This is a genomic window from Streptosporangium sp. NPDC003464 (assembly GCF_053588315.1).
This window is the reverse complement of record NZ_JBSFPS010000017.1, coordinates 34137-52405: the sequence shown is the minus strand read 5'-3', so window position 1 is coordinate 52405 and position 18269 is coordinate 34137. Positions and strand designations below refer to the sequence as shown.

The window sequence follows — 18269 nt, the reverse complement described above, 5'->3', positions numbered from 1 at the left end:
GCCGGACGGCGCCGAGGCGGATCGGAGGCGCTCACCCGCTCCGCCTGATCCCTCTGCTCTCCCCCCATCTCCCTCGGTCCCCCGGGCCGGGGTCCTGCCTGCCTTCTGGTCTCCCCCCAACCGAAAAGGAGCAGTCGAATGCGGTTACTCCGTCCGACCCTGGTCGCCGCGGTGGCCCTGGCCTGCGCCGGCGCACTCGCGCCACCCGCACAGGCCGCGGCCGCGGCCCGCAACTTCTTCGTGGACTGCACGGCGCCGCCCGGCGGCTCGGGGCGCGATGCCGCCGAGCCGCTGACCAGCCTGGCGGAGGTCAACGCCCTCCGGCTGCAGGCCAAGGACAAGGTGAAGTTCAGGGCCGGCACCGTCTGCGCCGGCCGCCTGGAGCCGGTGGGATCCGGTGCTCCCGGCCGGCCGATCACCTTCACCTCCTACGGTGAGGGCCCCAAGCCGATCATCCAGGGCGACGGCGGCGAATGGGCCGTCCACCTCGTCGACAACAGCCACATCACCATCGAGAAGCTGCACATCACCAACCCCGCCGCCACCACGGCCAAGCGGACCGGCGTCCAGTACAACTCCACGACGCCCGAGCCCAAGGCCGGGCTGGTCCTGCGTGACCTGGAGATCTCCGACGTCGCCGGCTGGGGTGACAAGACCGGCGCCAACTCCGGCTGGTTCGCCTACTCGGCCGGCATCAGCGTCCAGGCCCTGCCCGAGGGCAAGGTCGGCTACATCGACGGCATCACCATCACCGGCAACCACGTCCACGACACCGGCGGCGGCGGAATCAAGATCAGCCGTAAGGGCACCGACTACCACAGGAACGTCTACATCGCCCGCAACACCATCCGCAGCGTCGGCGGCGACGGCATCGTCGTGCACGCCGCCGACCGCCCGCTGGTGGAGCACAACCTGTTCGACGACGGTGGCGGCGGCAAATACCCCTACGTCAACGGCAACTTCGCCGGGATGTGGCCGATCAACTCCGTCGACCCGGTCTTCCAGTACAACGAGGTCACCCGGCAGCGGCCGACCATCTTCGACTCCACGGCCTGGGACTGCGACGGCGGGATCAAGGGCACCTGCGTCTACCAGTACAACTTCTCCCACGCCAACGCCGGCGGCTTCTATCTCGGCTGCCAGAGCTGCACCGAGTTCCCGAACTACCGGGCGACGGCGATCCTGCGCTTCAACATCGCCCAGGACGACTGCCGCATCGCCGGCAACGCGGCCGGGGACAACAGCAGCCCGCTGTGGATCCACAACAACACCTTCTTCTGCGCGAGCGAGAAGCTGAACGTCGCGGTGCCCAACGGCCCGTCGGCGGGCACGAAGATCGTCAACAACATCTTCCACGCGGCCCAGGGGACGCTGCCCACCGGCCAGAACGTCACCTACGACTCCAACGTCTACTACGGCGGCGTCGCCGCGCCCGCCGGTGACGCCGCCGCGATCACCGCCGATCCCGGCCTGGCCGCCCCCGGCACCGCCACCGGGTACGGCGACGCCTCCGGATACCGGCTGCTGGCCGGCTCCCCCGCGCTCGGCACCGGGGCCCTCGTGGAGGGCGTGGGCGGGCGCGACTACTTCGGCAACCCCGTCGGCACGAGCGTCTCCCGCGGCGCCTACTCCGGGCCCGCCGTCGGCCCGGTGGTCCACGGGTCGGTGCGGGCCGCCTACAACAACGTGGGCGTCAGCTCCGACCGCAACCCCAACGTCGGCGGCCTGTCCACCTCCGGCCGCAGCTACTCCGGCCAGGGGCTGGAGGCGGCCGGGCTCCGTCCGGGGCAGACCGTGACCGCCTTCGGCGCCGATCTAACCTGGCACCCCGGCGCCTACGGCACGTTGGACAACGTCAAGGCGGCCGGCCAGACCATCGAGCTCCCGGGCCGGGGGAGCAGACTCGTCCTGCTCGGCACCGGTGTCTTCAAGGTCCGCTCGGGTGTCTTCAAGGTGACCTACACCGACGGCACGGTGGAGGACAAGACCGTCCGCTTCGGGGACTTCTGGGACGCCACCGCCCCGGAGGGGGCCGTCGTGGTCGCCCGGTCGACCTATCACAACATCACCCAGACCGACCATCGGAACCCCGCCAGCGGCCAGACCCGGGAGTCCGGGGTGTCGGTGTTCGCCCACGCCGTCCCGCTGGACCCGGCCCGGACCGTCGCGTCCGTGACCCTGCCCGGCGGCAGCCCCCTCGCCGACGCGGGCCTCCACGTGTTCGACATGAAGATCGCCTCCTGAGATGAGAGGACCCGTCCCGGCCGGCCGCCCGTCCCTCCCCCGGCCGCGGGGAGGGCCCGCCCCGGCCACCCGCTCGGCCCTCGCCCGGCCGCGGGTGTGGGGTGCCGTGATCGGCTGCCTGCTGGCGGCCGGGACGGTCCTCCTCTCCCTCTTCTCCCCGCAGGTCCCCGGCGCGCCGGAGACCGCCGGCCTCTCGGCGTCCGCCGTCCCCGCCCAGGTCCTCGGCCTCACGCCGCGGGAGGTGGTGACGGAGGTGGCGGGTGAGCAGGTGGTCGGCGCCGAGGTCCTGCGGGCCGCCGACGTGCTGCGGGCCGAGGTGATCGCGGAGTTCACCGGCGCCGGCGTCCCGGCCGGGCCGGGATTCTGGGACCGGCCGCGGGCCGGGGCCACGGCCCGCGACCGGCTGCGGGAGCGGGCGCTGGCGGCGGCCGTGCGGGACAAGACGCGCCGGATCTGGGCCCGGGAGGCGGGGCTGGTCGCCGAGGTGAGCGAGGCGGCGTTCCAGCGGGCGCTCGCGCTGGAGAACGGGCGGCGGGAGGCGGCCCGGCGGGCCGGGCGGCCGCTGCCCGGCGTGCCGGAGTACGACGAGTACACCTACGCCCAGGTGAGCGCCGCCGAGCTCGACCACGCGCTGAGCGAGCGGCTCGCCGGGGAGCTGGAGCTGTCGGAGGAGCGGCTCCGGGCCCACTACGGGAAGCTGGCCCGGCCGGGCGCGCCCTCCTACGCCGACGCCCGCGACAACGTGCGCCGCTCGCTGGTGAGCGAGGAGTACGCCCGCGCCCTGGACCGCAGGGTCGCCGCCCTGCTCGGCGGCCCCGCGCCGGGGTCCGGGACGGGCCCGGGGGCCGGCGCCCGCCGTACGGCGCCGCCCGCGGTCGGCGGCGGAGGGTAGCCGAGACTCCGGGTCTTCTCAGGGGAGTCCCCGATGCGCCGATCTCCCGCCGGGACCAGGATGGGGGGCGACTACCCTGAGGGGGACCACGCGACTGGAGAGAACATGGCGAGCACCGGAGTCATCGACGACTACGTGACCGGCCTCAGCCGCACTCTCAAAGGCCCCAGGGGGCCGAAGCTCGACATGGTCACCGAGGCGCGTGACAGCCTGCTCGACACCGCCGACGCGCTGGAGGGCGGCGGGCTGGACCGGGCCGAGGCCGAGCGCGTCGCGGTCGAGGAGTTCGGCTCGATCAGCGAGATCGCACCGGGCTACCAGGAGGAACTGGCCGTCTCGGCGGGCCGCAGGCTGGCCGCCCTGCTCTTCGTCAGCGTGCCGCTGACCGCGCTCATGTGGGCCGTGATCTGGCAGATCTTCCCCGCGGAGGCGACCGACCACATCGTCAGGCCGGGCTGGTTCACACCGGTCGCCCGCGGCCTGGACATCCTCCAGATGCTCACCGGCGTGCTTGGCGGCCTCGCGCTGCTCGCGCTCGGACGGGGGCTGCGCCGGATCCGGCGGCCCCGGATCGTCACCCGGTCGCTGGCCGTGCTCGTCTGGGCCATGCTGCCGGTCACGATCACGCTGAGCATGGCGCTGATGTACGGCGCGCAGGGCCCGGTCGGCTTCTCCGGCTACCCGCCGGGCGTGGCCGTCGCGCTGGTGAGCGACGCGTTCCTGCTCATGCAGCTGTACGGCGCGAGCCGGTGCCTCAGCGTCACCGCCCGCCGGCTGCTCACCGCGTAGAGCGCGGCTCCAGGACGCTGCCGATCACACCGGCGAACTCCCGCCAGGCGGAGCGCTCCCCGGCCAGAGCCGCGCGGCCCGATGAGGTCAGCCGGTAGGTGCGCCGCTTGCGCCCGCCCACCGTGGCCCACTCGCTGGCCAGGTATCCCGCCTGCTCCAGCCGGCGCAGCGCCGGGTAGACCGTGCCGGTCGGCACGTTCAGCGCGCCGCCGCTGCGCTCCTGCAGCGCCTCGATGATCGCGTATCCGTGCAGAGGGTCGTGCTCCAGCACCGACAGCAGCAGGGCGTCCATGTGCCCCCGGAGCGCGTCAGTGTTCACACGGCCTCCCGTGCCGGGCGCGCGGGAGCCGTCCCGCCGGCCCGTTCGCTTCGCTCACTCACGGTGTCACCCTACCTCTCCTATAGACACTCTACATGTAGATGGCCTACATGTAGAGTGTCTATGTGTAGACAGACATAACAACGGAGGTGACACCATGGACGTGCTCGACCTGGCCCGGACGCAGTTCGCGGTGACGGGGAGTCTCCACTTCCTGTTCGTCGTGCTGACCCTGGGCCTGGCCCCCCTCGTCGCGATCATGCACACCCGCCACACGGTGACCGGCAGGCCCGTCCACGAGCGGGCGACCCGCTTCTGGGGCCAGATCTACGTGATCAACTACGCGCTCGGCATCGTCACCGGACTGGTGATGGAGTTCCAGTTCGGCATGGGCTGGAGCGGCCTGTCCCACTACGCCGGAGACATCTTCGGCGCGCCGCTCGCCATCGAGACGCTCGTGGCCTTCTTCCTGGAGTCCACCTTCCTGGGGCTGTGGATCTTCGGCTGGCACCGGCTGCCCAAGTGGCTCCACCTGGCGTGCATCTGGCTGGTGACGCTGACCGCCTACGCCTCCGCCTTCTGGATCATGGTGGCCAACTCGTTCCTGCAGAACCCGGCCGGGGCCGTGGAGCGGGGCGGCCGGCTGGTGCTGACCGATTTCGGCGCCCTGCTGACCAACCCCACCCTGGTCATGGCGCTCCCCCACGTGCTCGGCGCGGGCCTGTGGGTCGGGGGCTCCGTGCTGACGGGCGCCAGCGCCTACCACCTGTTCAAGCACACCACCGAGCGGGAGTTCTTCACGGGGTCGCTCCGCCTGGGAGTGGTCACCGCCTTCGTCGGCTCGTTGGTCACCGTCGGCTTCGGCTACGCCCAGTTCGGCGCCATCTCCCAGGTCCAGCCGGGCAAGTTCAGCGATGAGCCGCTGGCCGGGACCGGGCTCGGCATGATGATCATGATCGGGCAGCTGCTCCAGCTCTTCGTCATGCTCGTGCTGCTGCCCACCGTGTACTGGCTGCCGCGCTGGCGCTGGGCGCAGCCGATCCTCATGCTCATCACCCCGCTGCCCTTCCTGGCCGCGATCCTCGGCTGGCTGGCCCGCGAGGTCGGCCGCCAGCCGTGGCTGATCAACGGCAGGCTCACCGTCGCCGACGCCATGTCCCCCGGGCTCACCAAGGGGATGGTCACCCTCTCGTTCCTCGGCTTCATCGGCGTGCTCGGCCTGCTCGCGGCCGTCGACTACCTCCTGATCGCCCGCACCGTCCAGCGCGGGCCCGCCGCCGCCACCCTCGGCGCGGACGGCCCCGCCGACCTCGCCGAGCGCCCGCACGCGCTCAACCTCTAGGGAGACGACCATGGACATCCTCTGGACGGGCGTGTTCGCCCTCCTGCTGATCGGTTACTCCGCCCTGGAGGGCTTCGACATCGGCCTGGGCATGCTGCTGCCCGTGCTCGGCAGGACCCAGCGGGACCGTGACCGCGTCGTCGCCGCGATGGCGCCGTTCGTCCTGGCCAACGAGGTCTGGCTGGTGGCCGTGGCGGGCGTGCTGTTCGGCGCCTTCCCCTCGGTCGAGGGAGAGGTCCTGTACGGCCTCTACCCGCTGGTCGTCATCCTGCTCGTCTCATGGATCCTGCGCGACGCCGGTCTGTGGTTCCGCCGCCGCCTCGACGGCCCCGCCTGGCGGGCGGGCTGGGACTGGGTGATCTGCGCCGGCTCCTACGGCCTGGCGCTGAGCTGGGGCATGGCGCTGGCCGCGGTGGCCGGCGGCCTGTCCGGGCCGCCGCTCAGCCTGGCCGGCCTCGGCGGGGGGCTGCTGGTCGCCGCGGCGTTCGCCTTCCACGGCTGGACCTTCCTCTCCTGGCGGCTGCCCGGGCAGGTGACCGGGGCGCGCCGGAGCGGCGGGGCGCTGCTGGTCTCGGCCTGCGTCGCGGCCGCGCCCGTCACCGTGCTGCTGGCCGTGCTCACCCCGTGGCTGCTGGAGCACACCGCGCCCGCCTCGACGCTAAGTGTGTTGAGTTTCATGATTGTGCCGTTCGCGCCCCTCATGGTGGGCGCGCAAGTATGGGTATGGCACACGTTCGGTCCCCGGCGTGCGGCCGATCGGATCCCGTCGTTCTTCTGAGGCTTTTCAAAGGTTCGCATGCACAAGGATCTCCTACGGCTCGCCCGGAGCGAACGTGCCGTCCGCCGTCACCTCGCCCTCTGCCTGGCCGCCGCGGTCGTCGCCGGCCTGCTCGTCCTGGTCCAGGCGGAACTGCTGGCGGGTGTGCTGTCCGGGCGGTTCGCGGCCTCGGCCCTGGCCCTCCTGGCGCTGGTCGTCGGCGTCCGGGCGGCGCTGGGCCTGCTGCAGGGCGTCGCCGCCGGCCGTACGACCACCGGCGTGAAGTCCGCGCTGCGTCACCGGCTGCTGTCGCGGCTGCAGGAGCTGGGCCCGGCCCGGCTGACCTCGCACCGCTCCGGCGAGCTGGTGACGCTGACCGGCCGGGGCCTGGACGCCCTCGACCCCTACCTGTCGGGATACCTCCCGTCGGTCGCGGTCGCGGGAGCCGTGCCGATCGCCGTGCTCGTCCGGCTGTCCGTCGCCGACCTGGCCAGCGCGGTGATCGTGCTGGTCACGCTGCCGCTCATCCCGATCTTCGGCGCGCTGGTCGGCATGCACACCAAGGCCGTCACCGAACGGCAGTGGCGGGCCCTGGCCCGCCTCGGCGGCCACTTCCTCGACGTGGTCCGGGGCCTGCCCACGCTGCGCGCCTTCGGCCGGGCCCACTTCCAGACCGGGGTGATCCGGCAGGTCGCCGACGCCCACCGCACCGCGACGATGCGCACGCTGCGGGTGGCGTTCCTGTCGTCGCTGGTGCTGGAGCTGGCCGCCTCGCTGTCGCTGGCGCTGGTCGCCGTGCCGGTGGGGCTGCGGCTGCTGTCCGGGTCGCTCGACCTGTCGACCGCGCTGCTGGTGCTGCTGCTCGCCCCCGAGGCATACCTGCCGCTGCGCAACATGGGCAACAAGTTCCACGCGGCGATGGAGGGGGTCGCGGCGGCCGACCAGGCCTTCGCCGTACTGGACGGGCAGGCGGAGCCCCCGGCGCGGGACGGGCGGACGCCCGCGGCGGAGACCGACCCGGGCACGGACCCGGGTGCCGCGCCGGAGATCCGGCTGGAGAACGTCACCGTGCGCTACCCCGGCCGGGAGGAGGCCGCGCTGGAGGACGTCTCGCTGGTGATCGCGCCCGGCGAGCGGGTCGCGCTGGTCGGCGAGAGCGGCGCGGGCAAGAGCACGCTGCTCCACCTGCTGCTCGGCTTCGTCACCCCCGCCGCCGGCAGGGTCCTGATCGACGGCGTCGAGCTCACCGACCTCGACCGGTGGCGCGGGCGGCTGGCGTTCGTGCCGCAGCGCCCCCACCTGTTCGCCACCTCGGTGGCCGACAACATCGGGCTCGGCGCCCCCGGCGCGACGGCCGGCCAGATCGAGGCGGCGGCACGGGCCGCGCACGCCGACGAGTTCGTGCGGGCGCTGCCGGAGGGATACGACACGGTGCTCGGCGAGCGCGGCGCGGACCTGTCGGCCGGGCAGCGGCAGCGGGTCGCGCTCGCCCGCGCCTTCTGCCGCCCGTCGACCGACGTCCTGCTGCTCGACGAGCCCACCGCCCGGCTCGACGGCCGCAGCGAGGGCGCGGTCGTGACCGCCACCCGCGACCTCGCCGACGGCCGCACCTCCGTGATCGTGGCCCACCGGCCCGCGATGATCGACCTGGCCGACCGGGTGATCCGGATCTCCGACGGCCGTGTGGTGTCCGACCGGGCAGCCGCCCGGGGACCCGGCCCGACCGACGGCGCCGTTCCTGCGGAGAAGACCGGGAGGTCCCTGTGAAGCGGATGGATGGACGGCTGGCGCTGGCCGCCGGGGCGGGGGCGGCGGCCGAGCTGGCCGGGCTCGGGCTGATCGGGTCGGCGGCATGGTTGATCACCAGGGCCGCCGAGCAGCCCCCGCTGGCGGCGCTGAGCGTGGCGATCGTCGGGGTCCGGGCGTTCGCGACGAGCAAGGGCGTCTTCCGCTACGGCGAGCGCCTGACCGGGCACGACGTGGCGCTGCGCGCCCAGGCCACGACCCGGGAGCGGCTGTATGAGGCGCTCGTCCCGGCCGGTCCGCTGAACCACCGGGGGGCCGACCTGCTCAGCCGGATGGTCGACGACACCGACGCGGCGCAGGACCTGCTGGTCCGCTGCCTGCTGCCGGCGGTCGCGGCGCTGGTCACCGGCGTGGCCGCGGTCGTGATCGCGCTGTTCCTGCTCCCGGCGGCGGCGCTGACGCTGCTGGCCGGGCTGGTGGTGGCCGGGGTGCTGATCCCGGCCGGCGCGGCCGCCGCCGCCCGGCGCTGGTCGGCGCGGATCGCGCCCGCCCGGGCCGACCTGGCCGCCCGGGTCGCCGACCTGGTGCACGGCTCGGCCGACCTGGCCGCCTACGGGGCCGGCGACCGCGCGCTGGCGGCCTGCGCCGAGGCCGACGCCCGGCTGGCCGCGCTGGAGCGCCGGCAGGCCCGGGCGAACGCGGTGGCCACCGCGCTGGGCGCGCTCACCCAGGGCCTGACCGTGCTGGCGGTCGTCCTGGTCGCCCGCGACGCCGGAGCGGGCGCGGTCGCCACGGCGGTGCTCGCGCTGACCTCGCTGGTGTCGTTCGAGCCGGTGCTGCCGATGGCCGCCGCCGGAGAGCGGCTGACCGGGGTGCTGGCCGCCCTCCGCCGGCTGCGGGAGGTCCGCGCGACCCCGCCCGCCGTGACCGAGCCCGCTGCTCCCGCCGCCGTCCCCGACGGCCCGCCGACCGTCGAGGTCGACAACCTGGTGGTCCGGCACGGCCCCGGCCGCGCCCCCGCCCTCAACGGCGTCAGCCTCACCCTCACCCCCGGCCGCCGCGTCGCCCTGGTCGGCCCCAGCGGGGCCGGCAAGAGCACCCTGCTGTCGGCCCTGATGCGCCTGGTCGAGCCCGAGTCCGGCACGATCCGGCTGAGCGGGGTGGAGATCGGGGAGCTGTCGGCCGACGACGCCCGGCGGATGATGACGGGGCTGACCCAGGACCCCTACGTGTTCCAGGCGTCGTTGAGGGACAACCTCCGGCTGGCCGGCCCCGAGGCCGACGAGGACGCGCTGGCGGAGGCCGTACGGCGGGCCCGGCTGGAGCGGTGGGTGGAGCGGACCGGCTGGGACACCGTGCTCGGCGAGGACGGGCGGACGGTGTCCGGGGGGCAGCTGCAGCGGCTGGCCCTGGCCCGGGCGCTGCTGAACGACCCGCCGGTGCTGCTGCTGGACGAGCCCGCCGAGGCGCTGGACGAGGAGACCGCCGACGCGCTCATGGCCGACCTGCTGGACGCCACCCACGGCCACACGACGCTGCTGGTCACCCACCGCCTGCGCGGGCTGGAGCAGGTGGACGAGATCGTGGTGCTGGAGAACGGCTCGGTGGTCCAGCGGGGCACCCACGCGGAGCTGGTGGAGGCCCCCGGCTACTACCGCGACCTGTGGCGCTCGGAGGCGCTGGTGGCCCGGCGGTAGTCCCGGACAGCCGGGAGTCGCGCGACGGCGCGACGGGGTCCGCCGTCCGGGGCAGATGGTCCAGGCCAGATGGTCCGGGCCAGATGGTCCGGGCAACCGGGCCCCGCCGCGATTCCGAGGAGACCCCGGCGGCGCCGACGGACGGGCGCTCAGCCCCGAGGAGACACTCCGGCCGATCGAGCAGCGCCGATCGAGCAGCGGGGCTCGGCGGCCGCCGACCGGCTCACGCCCGGCCCGGTCCCGCGCCACGACACGCCACCGGGTCCGAAGACACGCCACCGGGTCCGAAAAGGATGTGCCGCCGGGTCCGCAGCGACCCCGGCGGCACATCCGTCCGTGAAGCCTACTCCCCCGCCTTCTCGACGAGGGTCACCGTGGCGGTCTGGGTCTGGCCGTCGCGGACGTAGGTGACGGTCACCTTCTGCCCCGGCTTGAAGCCGCGGACCGCGCCGACCACGGTGGTGCCGTCCTCGACCACGGTTTCGTTGATCTTGGTGATCAGGTCGCCCTGCTTGATCCCGGCCCGGGCGGCGGGGCTGTCCTCGACCACCTGGCTGACCAGGGCTCCGCCCGCGTCGCCGGTGACGGGGGCGAGGTTCACGCCGAGGAAGGCGTGGGTGACCTTGCCCTTGTCGATGAGCTGCTGGGCGACCTGCTTGGCGGTGTTGATCGGGATGGCGAAGCCGACGCCGATGTTGCCCTCGCCGCCGTTGGTGGCGATGGCGGTGTTGATGCCGACCAGCTCCCCGGAGGCGTTGACCAGCGCGCCGCCGGAGTTGCCCGGGTTGATCGCCGCGTCGGTCTGGATGGCGCCGCCGATGGCGGTGGGCGCGCTGCCGCCCTGCTGCCCGCCGCCCCAGCCGGGCGGGAGCTGTTGCTGCTGCTGGCCGCCGACGGTCAGCGTGCGGTTCAGCGCGCTGACGATCCCGGCGGTGACCGAGCCGGACAGGCCGAGCGGGCTGCCGATGGCGAGCACGGAGTCGCCCACCTTGAGCCGGTCGCTGTCGCCGATCGAGGCCGCGGTGAGGCCGGAGACGCCTTCGGCCCGGATGACCGCGAGGTCGGTGGCGGGGTCGGTGCCGACGACCTTGGCGGTGGCCGACTTGCCGTCGCTGAACTTGACGCTCACCTGGGCGCCCTGGCCCAGCCCGCCGGCCTCCACCACGTGGTTGTTGGTCAGGATCAGGCCGTCGGCCGACAGCACCACGCCGGACCCCTCGCCGCCCCCGTTGGCGGTCTTGACCTGGATGGACACCACCGCGGGCTGGACGGCCTTGGCGACGTCGGCGACCGTGGTCACGTTGCTGACCTGGCTGACGACCGGGCTGGTGGAGGAGCCGATCGTGGTGGTGGTGCCGCCGAAGGAGGCCATGGCGAAGGCCCCCGCCACCCCGCCGCCGACGGCCATCGCGGCCAGTGCCAGCCCCGCGCCCAGCTTCTGCGCGGCGGTGAGCGGGAGCCGCTGCGCGGGGACCGCGGGCGGCGCCTCGGCCGCGTACGGTCCCGGCACCGGGTGGATCAGCGTCGGCTCCGGCCCGGCCTCCCCGCCCGGGGCGTACTCTCCCGCACGCGGCGGCACCTTGCCGAACTGAGTCCAGCCGTCGTTGCCGGGGGTCGTCTCGGCCGGGGTGCCGCCCTGCTCATTCTTGTTCGGATCCATGTCTTCCCCCAACTCCTGCGTCCGCCCGTGGGTTGCCGGGCGGCGACCGGTCCTCCCGGTGACTGAAACGATGCCTCAGCGCGCGTAAGCGCAGGTTAAGAGGATGATCTCGGTTGTTCGAATCCTCTGACAGCCCGCTTATAGCGGCTGGTCAAAGCAGGCCGAACAGCCCGGAAACCACTCCATGAGATCTTCCAGCGCTTTGGACGTAGGTGATTGAGCCAATGATCGGCCTCCTCCTGGCAGGCCGCTCGATGGCTGCCGCCCACGACAAGGAGCCCTCCACATGTCCGGAACCAACATCGTCGACATCCACGCCGTCCGCCCCCGGCGCACCCGCAGGGCAGCGAAGCCCCCACCCGCCGCGGGCACTCCCGGGCTCCGAATGTTTGTGCAGGTCACAGCGTCGGTCGCCGATTTCTGTACCGGACAGTGTGAATGCACTGTCCGGTATCCGGCCCGGAGGCGGCGCCGCCGGCCCGCCGCCTCCGGTCAGGTCCAGGCCTTGATCAGGTACGGGTGATGCGCAATCCGGCTGTCAGGGCAGTGAACTCGCCGATCCGAAGAAGGCGGGCGATCAATGCATAAAGACAGGCGCCGACGGCTGTCGCAACGCAGACAATGGCGAGCGAACCGCGCGGTCCTGTACCCACAGCCGGACCGAGACCCGAAGCGACAACCGCAGCGGTGAGCCCGGCGACGACCGCGGCCACCAGCATGCGCGAGTGGGAGCTGAGCAGGCGATGGCCATCGATGCGGCCGATGCGACGCCGCAGCAACTGCGCGACGATCACCAATCCCAAGGCGTAGGCGATGGCCGTGCATCCGGCGAGGGCGATGACCATATCCGCGCCTGGGTAAAGCCGCGCGGCGACCAGGCTGGTGACGAGGAGAGCGGCGGAGACCGCCACACTGATCAGGGCCGGCGTGCGCGTGTCACCGAGAGCGTAGTAGACGCGCAGCATGATCTGATAGCCGGCGAACGGAACCAGCGCCAGCCCGTAGGCCGCCAGCACCACGCCAGTGAGACGGGCTGCGCCGGGCGAGGCGTTCCCGTGCGCGAACAGCAAGGTGGTCAGCTGGGGGCCGAGCACGACGAGCGCGGCGGCCACGGGAACCAGCACCACGCCGGTCAGCCGCAGACTCTGGGACAGGTCGGCGGTGACCTGGGACAGGTCGTGTTCGCTTGCCGCCCGGCTCATGCGAGGCAGCAAACCGGTGATCACGGTCACCGCGATGACCGCGTACGGCAGCTGGAACAAGGTGTACGCGTTGGAGAAGACACTGACCGCGCCGGGTCCGGCCTGCGACGCGAGACGGTTGACCACGATCAGCGCGACCTGTGCGGCGGTCACCGATGCGATGGTCCATCCGGCCATCGCCGCGATTCTGCGCACCGCGATGCCTCGCGGATCGGCGCGCAGCCGTAGTGGGAGGCCGGCCCGGCGAGTGACCATCGCCAGGACGACCATCTGGGCGCCGACTCCGGCGCTGGTGCCGATCGACAGCAGCAGCATCTGGCCTTGGGTCAGCGTTTCCAGTCGGCCGGTCCCGCCGACCAGCAGGAATGTCCCGGCGGTGGCGATGACGACCAGGTTGTTGGCCACCGGGGCCCACATCGGAGCGGCGAACCAGCCACGGACGTTCAAGATCGCGGCCAGTGTCGCGCTGATGCCGTAGAAAAGTATCTGGGGCAGGAAGATTCGGGTGAAGTCGACGGCCAGCTCACGCTGCGCGGAGCTGAACCCAGGAACGGTCAGATCCACGATGAGCGGGGCAGCGATGATCGTCGCCATGACGACCGTTGAGAGCCCGTAGAGCACCAGGGACAGCAGCCGCTGTGTGAACAGGTCCTTGTCGATGTTGTCGTCAGCTGCGACGCGGACCAGTAGCGGGACCAGCACACTCGCCGCCGCCCCGCCCATCACCAGTTCATAGATGCTGTTGGGGGTGACGTTGGCGGCGGTGTAGGCGTCGAGCAGACGCGTGCCGAGCCCGAGGGCGGCGACCAGCGCCAGCGTACGGAGGAACCCGGTGATCCGGGAGACAAGGGTGGCCACCGCCATCGCCCGGCCGGTCCGTAAGAAGCTCGGCTGGTCTGCCATGAAGCATGCCTCTCCTCTTTAGTGATCAACGGGTTGATTATGTCCGTCAGATCACGTCCCGGAGATATTTCGTACGAACGCAGCAGGTCCTCATCTACCCGCATCCCCAAGCCCCCTCGGTGGCCTGCGGCATCGTCTGCCTCCGCCGACTCCGAGCATCATTTCGAAACGCTCGGTCACTGATCTTTTCGGAATGACGTACAGGCAGCCTCTGGCGGTACCGCCCGCCGAGGGCGGGGACGCCCTGAACCGTCCCCGCCCCGCACCTCACCCTTCGAGTGCCATGTACAGGCGGGTGCCTTGGGGCTTGTAGCCGACGCGTTCGTAGACGCGGCGTGATCCCTCACCCGAGTACTCCAGCCACACCGACTGTGCTCCCTGGGCGAGCATGGTCTCGGTCAGTGCGGCGGTGACCGAGGCGGCGATGCCACGGCCGCGGAAGGCGGGGCGAGTGCCCACACCTGACAGCTCCGCAGTACCCACGGCCGGTGCGGAGCAGGAGGCTCCACCGGCACAGCCGCCGTCGGGTGCCCGGACGAACCGCACCGCCCCGCCGTTCTCCTGGGTGCGGCGCAGCCGGGCGGCGCCTTGCGGGGAGGGGGTGATCTCGCCGGTGAACGCCTCGGACAAGGCCGCGTCGATCGACGCGTAGTCCTCGTCCGTGGAGGGGGTCTCCACAAGGAGCGCGGCTGCGGCCGTAACCGATGCGGGCGCATCGGTGACGGGCGGCATCGTCAGCCGGGCCGCGGTGCAGACCAGGTACTCGTGTACCTCCTCCACGGTGAATCCCGCCCTGCGCAGTGCGGGCTCCACGGCGGGCGCGGCATCCGGCGCGAACTCGAGCCGAGGCTTGAGGCCGCGCTCACGGAAGGCCTCGATCAGCGCTGCGACATCCCGGCCGGTCGGCCGGGCGCCGGGCACAGGGGTCGCGTAGTTGATGTATGGGCTGGTGGTGCTGGGGTCGAACCCTGCGACGAAGCCACCGGTCTGGACGACCACGGGGCGGCGACGGAGGTTGGCGACGGCGAAGCTCTGGACCTTGGTGTCCATGATGAGTTGACCTCACGTAGATGACATGGTGGAGCGCGCTCCCGCCGCGCGGGGCGGATCGGTGAGCCGCGCATGCTTGTCAGACCCGGTGTTGGGCCAGAGCCCTCCCCGGACAGGGAAATGGGGGCGGTGTATCAGGCACCGCACGTGGGGCCGCCGTGAGGAGACGGGCGTGGCGTCGATGGTGTCCGGTGCTGCCAGGAGAGCAGACCGATCACTGCCAACGGCGGCCGCTGAGGGACGCCGAGACCATTGGCTTCAATCCTTTGCTGTGTGTATGTGCTGCGAGGCGCGGCCAACTTTCCCACGACACCCGAGAGTGCGCAACGGGAAAGGGCTCCTCTGCACAGAGCAGGACAGGCGAGGTGCAGCAGTGCACTCAGCCGGCACTCGGCCCCGCTCAGCTCCTCCCGGTGCCGGCGAGCTCCTGCAGGACGGCCTGCCCGGCCGCGCGGTGCTCGGCGGCCGCGGGCGGGTCCGTCTCGTCGAGGACGGCGGCGATTCCCTCGTGGGCCAGCGCCTCGGCGTATCGGTATCCCAGCCTCGGGGCCAGCTCCAGCGCCTGCCGGTGCAGTCGCACGGCCTCCTCGGGCAGGCCCGCCAGCCGGCAGGTCTCGGCGTAGCCGTTGAGGAAATGGATCTTCCAGTGCTCCTCGAACAGCTCGTCCAGCAGGGCGAACGCCTGCCGGTGACTGGCGAGCGCCTCTTCGTAGCGGCCCATCTGCCGCAGCGCGACGCCCAGACAGTTGAGGCACCACGCCTCGTTGTGCTTGTGCCCGTCCTCGCGGGACAGCGCCAGCGCCTGCTCCAGGTGCTCCATCGCCTCGCCGGGTTCGTCCTGGGCGATGGCCACACCGAGGGTGATCCGGGCCGTCAGCGTGGGGGGCCATGCGGGGTCGGTGTGCGGGATGGCCAGTGCCTCGCGGGCCAGCCGCGCCGCGTCCTCGCGGTGTCCCAGCTGCAGCATCGCCCAGGCCTCGTACGCGGTCGCGTGGGCCGCGCCCATCGGGCAGTCGGCGGCCGCGTACAGTCTGCCCGCCAGCCGGAAGAGCTCGAGCGGCTCCTCGACGCGGCCCTCGTCCCACCGCAGGTAGCCGCGGCGCATGGTCAGTTCGGCTTCCGACCTGGTGTCCCCGACCTGGGACATCAGCGGTGCCGCCGCCTCGTACGCGGCACCCGCCTCCGCCATCCGGCCCGCGTTGTAGCGGGCGAAGCCCAGGTCGCTGTGCGCCTCGGCCAGTTGCAGCGGATCGTCCAGGCGCTGCGCGGCGACCAGCGACCGCTCGAACAGGACGTTGAGGTGCGTCGTGCCGCAGCGCCGCGCGAAGAACGCCCGCATGAAGCGCGGCAGCTCGCACACGTGCAGGTCGGCTCCGGCCGCGACCGCCGCCTCGAAGACGGCCATCAGGTTGGTGTATTCCGTGACGAACCAGTAGAGGGCCGCGTGCTTGCCGGTGAACTGCGGCAGCTCGGCCGGGGGGCGGCCCGCGGAGACCGCCCGGCTGGGGGACAGGTACGACATCGCGGCGTCGGCCGCCGACGCCGCGTGCACGTAGTAGTCGAACACCCGGCCCAGCGCCTGCTCCAGCTCCGCCGGTGAGTCCTGCTCGTCGGCGGCCCGGCGCGCGTGCTGGCGCACCAGGTCGTGCAGCCGGTAGCGGCCGGCCGCCGGCTGCTGGACCAGGTGCGCGTCGAGCAGGTCCTCCAGCATCGTCCGGACGCTGCGCAGCGGCAGCTCTGCCAGTGCGGCCACCACGTATTCGTCGAAGGTCGAGCCGGGCAGCAGGCCCAGCAGCCGGAAGAAGCGGCGCTGGGCCCGGTCCAGCTGCCGCACGGACATGGCGAACGCCGTGTCGAACTCGGTGGCGCCCTCCGCCATCCGCTCGACGAGGATGCCCACGGTCCAGCCCGGCCGGTGCCGCAGCCGGGCCGCGGCCAGCCGCAGGGCCAGCGGCAGATGGCCGCACAGCCGCAGCACCTCGGCGGCGGACTCCGGGTCGCGGGCCAGCCGGCTGTCGGGTCCGCCGGGATCGCCGCTGGCGCGGGCCAGCAGTTCGGCGCTCTCCTGCGGGGTCAGCACGTCCAGCGACACCGGGGGCACCTCCTCCAGGCCCAGCAGCCGGTTGCGGCTGGTGATCAGGAAGACGGAGGGGCCGGCGCCGGGCAGCAGCGGGCGGACCTGGTCGGCGTCGGCGGCGTTGTCGAGGACCACGACGGCCCGCCGGTGGGCCAGTTCCGACCGCCAGCAGGCGGCCAGCGGCTCGATGCCGCCCTCCTGCGGGATCTTCTCCGAAGGGACGTCGAGGGCGGCGAGCAGGGCCCGCAGCGCGGGGTCGGGACCGAGCGGTTCCCGCCCGGCGGTGAACCCGTGCAGGTCCACATAGAGCTGGGCGTCGGGGTAGTCGGCGGCGAGCCGGTGCGCGGCGTGCACCGCCAGGCAGGTCTTGCCGACGCCCGCCATGCCGTCGACGGCGACCACCCGGCTGCTGTCCACGTTGGCGAGCACGGCGGCGAGCTGGGCTCCGCGTCCGGTGAAGTCGGGCACGTCGCGCGGCAGATCGTTGCGGGGCTGGCGCGGAGCCCCGGCGGGCGGCGACGGGGGCTGGACCTGGCGGCTGGTCTTCGGAGGTGCCGGCAGGGGGTTCGAGGCGCTTTCCCACAGGGGGCGCAGCGGGCGGGGGTCGCGCTTGAGGAGGCGGCAGAGCGCGATCACCGCGGGCCAGGGCGGCACCGTCTGGCCGCTGAGGTAGCGCGACAGCGACGACGAGCTGAGGCCCGCGTCCCGGGCCAGGGCCCGTACGCCGCGCTCCGACAGCTCCTGGAGCAGGCGCAGGCGGGCGGCCAGCTCTTCCTTCGGGTCGGCCTTCGCCGCCCGCTGTTCCACAGCCACCGTTCCCCTGTCTCCCTGTCCCACGTCGGCGGAAACTTCCTGGGGGCGGTCGCCGCTGGCCAGGACCGTTTCAGCTGTCCCAGAGTGTCCCATGGCCGTCGTCATGGCAACTCTCCTTCGGCTGTCATGGAGTCACGCCGCCGAGGGAACGGGGCGCCGACCTGAAAGCCCGAAAGACCTGAAAGAGGAGAAACCCGATGCAGTCTCGTATGCAGAACCCCGCCGTCATCCTGCCCGGCGCGATGCAGCCCATCCAGGAGATCTTCAAGGCCGTGCACTCCGGTGGGGTGGAGGGGCAGACGCTGGAGCTGGTGCACCTGCGGGTCAGTCAGATCAACGGTTGCAGCGCCTGTGTCGACGGCGGCGCCAAGACGGCCCGTAAGGCCGGAGTGAGCGACGAGCGGCTGGCCACCGTCGCCGTCTGGCGGGAGACCCCGTACTTCACCGACGCCGAGCGGGCGGCGCTCGCGCTGGCCGAGGCCGCCACCCGGCTGGCCGACCGCGCCGACGCGGTGAACGACGAGGTCTGGGACACCGCCGCCACCTACTTCGACGAGAAGCAGCTGGCCGCGATCGTCCTGATGATCGGCGTCACCAACATGTTCAACCGGCTCAACGCCACCACCCGGCAGATCGCCGGCGCGTGGGGATAGGGTGTGCCGGTCCCCGGGCAGCGTGCACGGACCCGTGGCCCGGGACCGCCCGCCTCATCACCGCGAGATCTCTCAGCGGAGCCGCAGAGGCCGCGGCCACGGCGTCCGCTCCGGCAAGACAGTCC

At 72.7% G+C, this 18269-nt stretch carries 13 protein-coding genes; 8 read left to right on the top strand and 5 right to left on the bottom strand.

Annotated features, from left to right (window positions below; translation table 11 throughout):
• Positions 1–138: 138 nt before the first annotated feature.
• From ACWDS7_RS06560 to ACWDS7_RS06550, 3 genes are all read left to right on the top strand, one after another.
• Positions 139–2244: a right-handed parallel beta-helix repeat-containing protein gene (locus tag ACWDS7_RS06560; protein WP_451928407.1), complete on the top strand. Its 2106-nt coding sequence runs from the start codon at positions 139–141 to the stop codon at positions 2242–2244.
• Position 2245: 1 nt separating this feature from the next.
• Positions 2246–3136: a hypothetical protein gene (locus ACWDS7_RS06555; RefSeq protein WP_451928406.1), complete on the top strand. Its 891-nt coding sequence runs from the start codon at positions 2246–2248 to the stop codon at positions 3134–3136.
• 105 nt (positions 3137–3241) lie between these two features.
• The gene (locus tag ACWDS7_RS06550) at positions 3242–3925 is read left to right on the top strand and encodes a permease prefix domain 1-containing protein (RefSeq protein WP_306858220.1); all 684 of its coding nucleotides are present in this window, start codon (positions 3242–3244) and stop codon (positions 3923–3925) included.
• Here the strand turns inward: ACWDS7_RS06550 and ACWDS7_RS06545 are convergent.
• A complete protein-coding gene (locus ACWDS7_RS06545; RefSeq protein ID WP_306858219.1) occupies positions 3915–4244 on the bottom strand; it encodes a PadR family transcriptional regulator in 330 nt (109 codons plus the stop codon). The genes ACWDS7_RS06550 and ACWDS7_RS06545 overlap by 11 nt on opposite strands.
• A 157-nt stretch (positions 4245–4401) precedes the next feature.
• Between ACWDS7_RS06545 and ACWDS7_RS06540 the strand changes: the two genes are divergently transcribed.
• The 4 genes from ACWDS7_RS06540 to cydC are packed head-to-tail and all read left to right on the top strand — an operon-like array spanning position 4402 to position 9786.
• Entirely contained in the window at positions 4402–5586 is a 1185-nt protein-coding gene (locus ACWDS7_RS06540) for a cytochrome ubiquinol oxidase subunit I (RefSeq protein WP_451928405.1), read from the top strand.
• 10 nt (positions 5587–5596) lie between these two features.
• Positions 5597–6364: a cytochrome d ubiquinol oxidase subunit II gene (locus ACWDS7_RS06535; protein WP_451928404.1), complete on the top strand. Its 768-nt coding sequence runs from the start codon at positions 5597–5599 to the stop codon at positions 6362–6364.
• Positions 6365–6382: 18 nt separating this feature from the next.
• Positions 6383–8110, top strand: a complete 1728-nt coding sequence (gene cydD / locus ACWDS7_RS06530; RefSeq protein WP_451928403.1) for a thiol reductant ABC exporter subunit CydD — start codon at positions 6383–6385, stop codon at positions 8108–8110.
• A gap of 5 nt (positions 8111–8115) precedes the next feature.
• On the top strand, positions 8116–9786 hold the full coding sequence (cydC, locus tag ACWDS7_RS06525) for a thiol reductant ABC exporter subunit CydC (protein WP_451928413.1): 1671 nt from the start codon (positions 8116–8118) through the stop codon (positions 9784–9786).
• Between the two features lie 343 nt (positions 9787–10129).
• On the opposite strand, the gene ACWDS7_RS06520 is transcribed toward cydC, so the two are convergent.
• From ACWDS7_RS06520 to ACWDS7_RS06505, 4 genes are all read right to left on the bottom strand, one after another.
• Positions 10130–11446: a trypsin-like peptidase domain-containing protein gene (locus ACWDS7_RS06520; RefSeq protein WP_451928402.1), complete on the bottom strand. Its 1317-nt coding sequence runs from the start codon at positions 11444–11446 to the stop codon at positions 10130–10132.
• 509 nt (positions 11447–11955) lie between these two features.
• Positions 11956–13551: a murein biosynthesis integral membrane protein MurJ gene (gene murJ, locus ACWDS7_RS06515; protein ID WP_451928401.1), complete on the bottom strand. Its 1596-nt coding sequence runs from the start codon at positions 13549–13551 to the stop codon at positions 11956–11958.
• Between the two features lie 267 nt (positions 13552–13818).
• Entirely contained in the window at positions 13819–14601 is a 783-nt protein-coding gene (locus ACWDS7_RS06510; protein WP_451928400.1) for a GNAT family N-acetyltransferase, read from the bottom strand.
• 400 nt (positions 14602–15001) lie between these two features.
• On the bottom strand, positions 15002–17491 hold the full coding sequence (locus ACWDS7_RS06505) for a tetratricopeptide repeat protein (protein ID WP_451928399.1): 2490 nt from the start codon (positions 17489–17491) through the stop codon (positions 15002–15004).
• A gap of 197 nt (positions 17492–17688) precedes the next feature.
• Here ACWDS7_RS06505 and ACWDS7_RS06500 point away from each other — a divergent pair, with 197 nt between their 5' ends.
• Positions 17689–18144, top strand: coding sequence for a carboxymuconolactone decarboxylase family protein (locus tag ACWDS7_RS06500; RefSeq protein WP_451928398.1), 456 nt, complete (start codon positions 17689–17691; stop codon positions 18142–18144).
• Positions 18145–18269 lie beyond the last annotated feature (125 nt).

Excerpts from the sequence above, each read along its gene's own strand:
- ACWDS7_RS06560 (WP_451928407.1), top strand. The coding sequence starts at position 139 with ATGCGGTTACTCCGTCCGACCCTGGTCGCCGCGGTGGCCCTGGCCTGC.
- ACWDS7_RS06555 (WP_451928406.1), top strand. The coding sequence starts at position 2,246 with ATGAGAGGACCCGTCCCGGCCGGCCGCCCGTCCCTCCCCCGGCCGCGG.
- ACWDS7_RS06550 (WP_306858220.1), top strand. The coding sequence starts at position 3,242 with ATGGCGAGCACCGGAGTCATCGACGACTACGTGACCGGCCTCAGCCGC.
- ACWDS7_RS06540 (WP_451928405.1), top strand. The coding sequence starts at position 4,402 with ATGGACGTGCTCGACCTGGCCCGGACGCAGTTCGCGGTGACGGGGAGT.
- ACWDS7_RS06535 (WP_451928404.1), top strand. The coding sequence starts at position 5,597 with ATGGACATCCTCTGGACGGGCGTGTTCGCCCTCCTGCTGATCGGTTAC.
- cydD (WP_451928403.1), top strand. The coding sequence starts at position 6,383 with ATGCACAAGGATCTCCTACGGCTCGCCCGGAGCGAACGTGCCGTCCGC.
- cydC (WP_451928413.1), top strand. The coding sequence starts at position 8,116 with ATGGATGGACGGCTGGCGCTGGCCGCCGGGGCGGGGGCGGCGGCCGAG.
- ACWDS7_RS06520 (WP_451928402.1), bottom strand. The coding sequence starts at position 11,446 with ATGGATCCGAACAAGAATGAGCAGGGCGGCACCCCGGCCGAGACGACC.
- murJ (WP_451928401.1), bottom strand. The coding sequence starts at position 13,551 with ATGGCAGACCAGCCGAGCTTCTTACGGACCGGCCGGGCGATGGCGGTG.
- ACWDS7_RS06510 (WP_451928400.1), bottom strand. The coding sequence starts at position 14,601 with ATGGACACCAAGGTCCAGAGCTTCGCCGTCGCCAACCTCCGTCGCCGC.
- ACWDS7_RS06500 (WP_451928398.1), top strand. The coding sequence starts at position 17,689 with ATGCAGTCTCGTATGCAGAACCCCGCCGTCATCCTGCCCGGCGCGATG.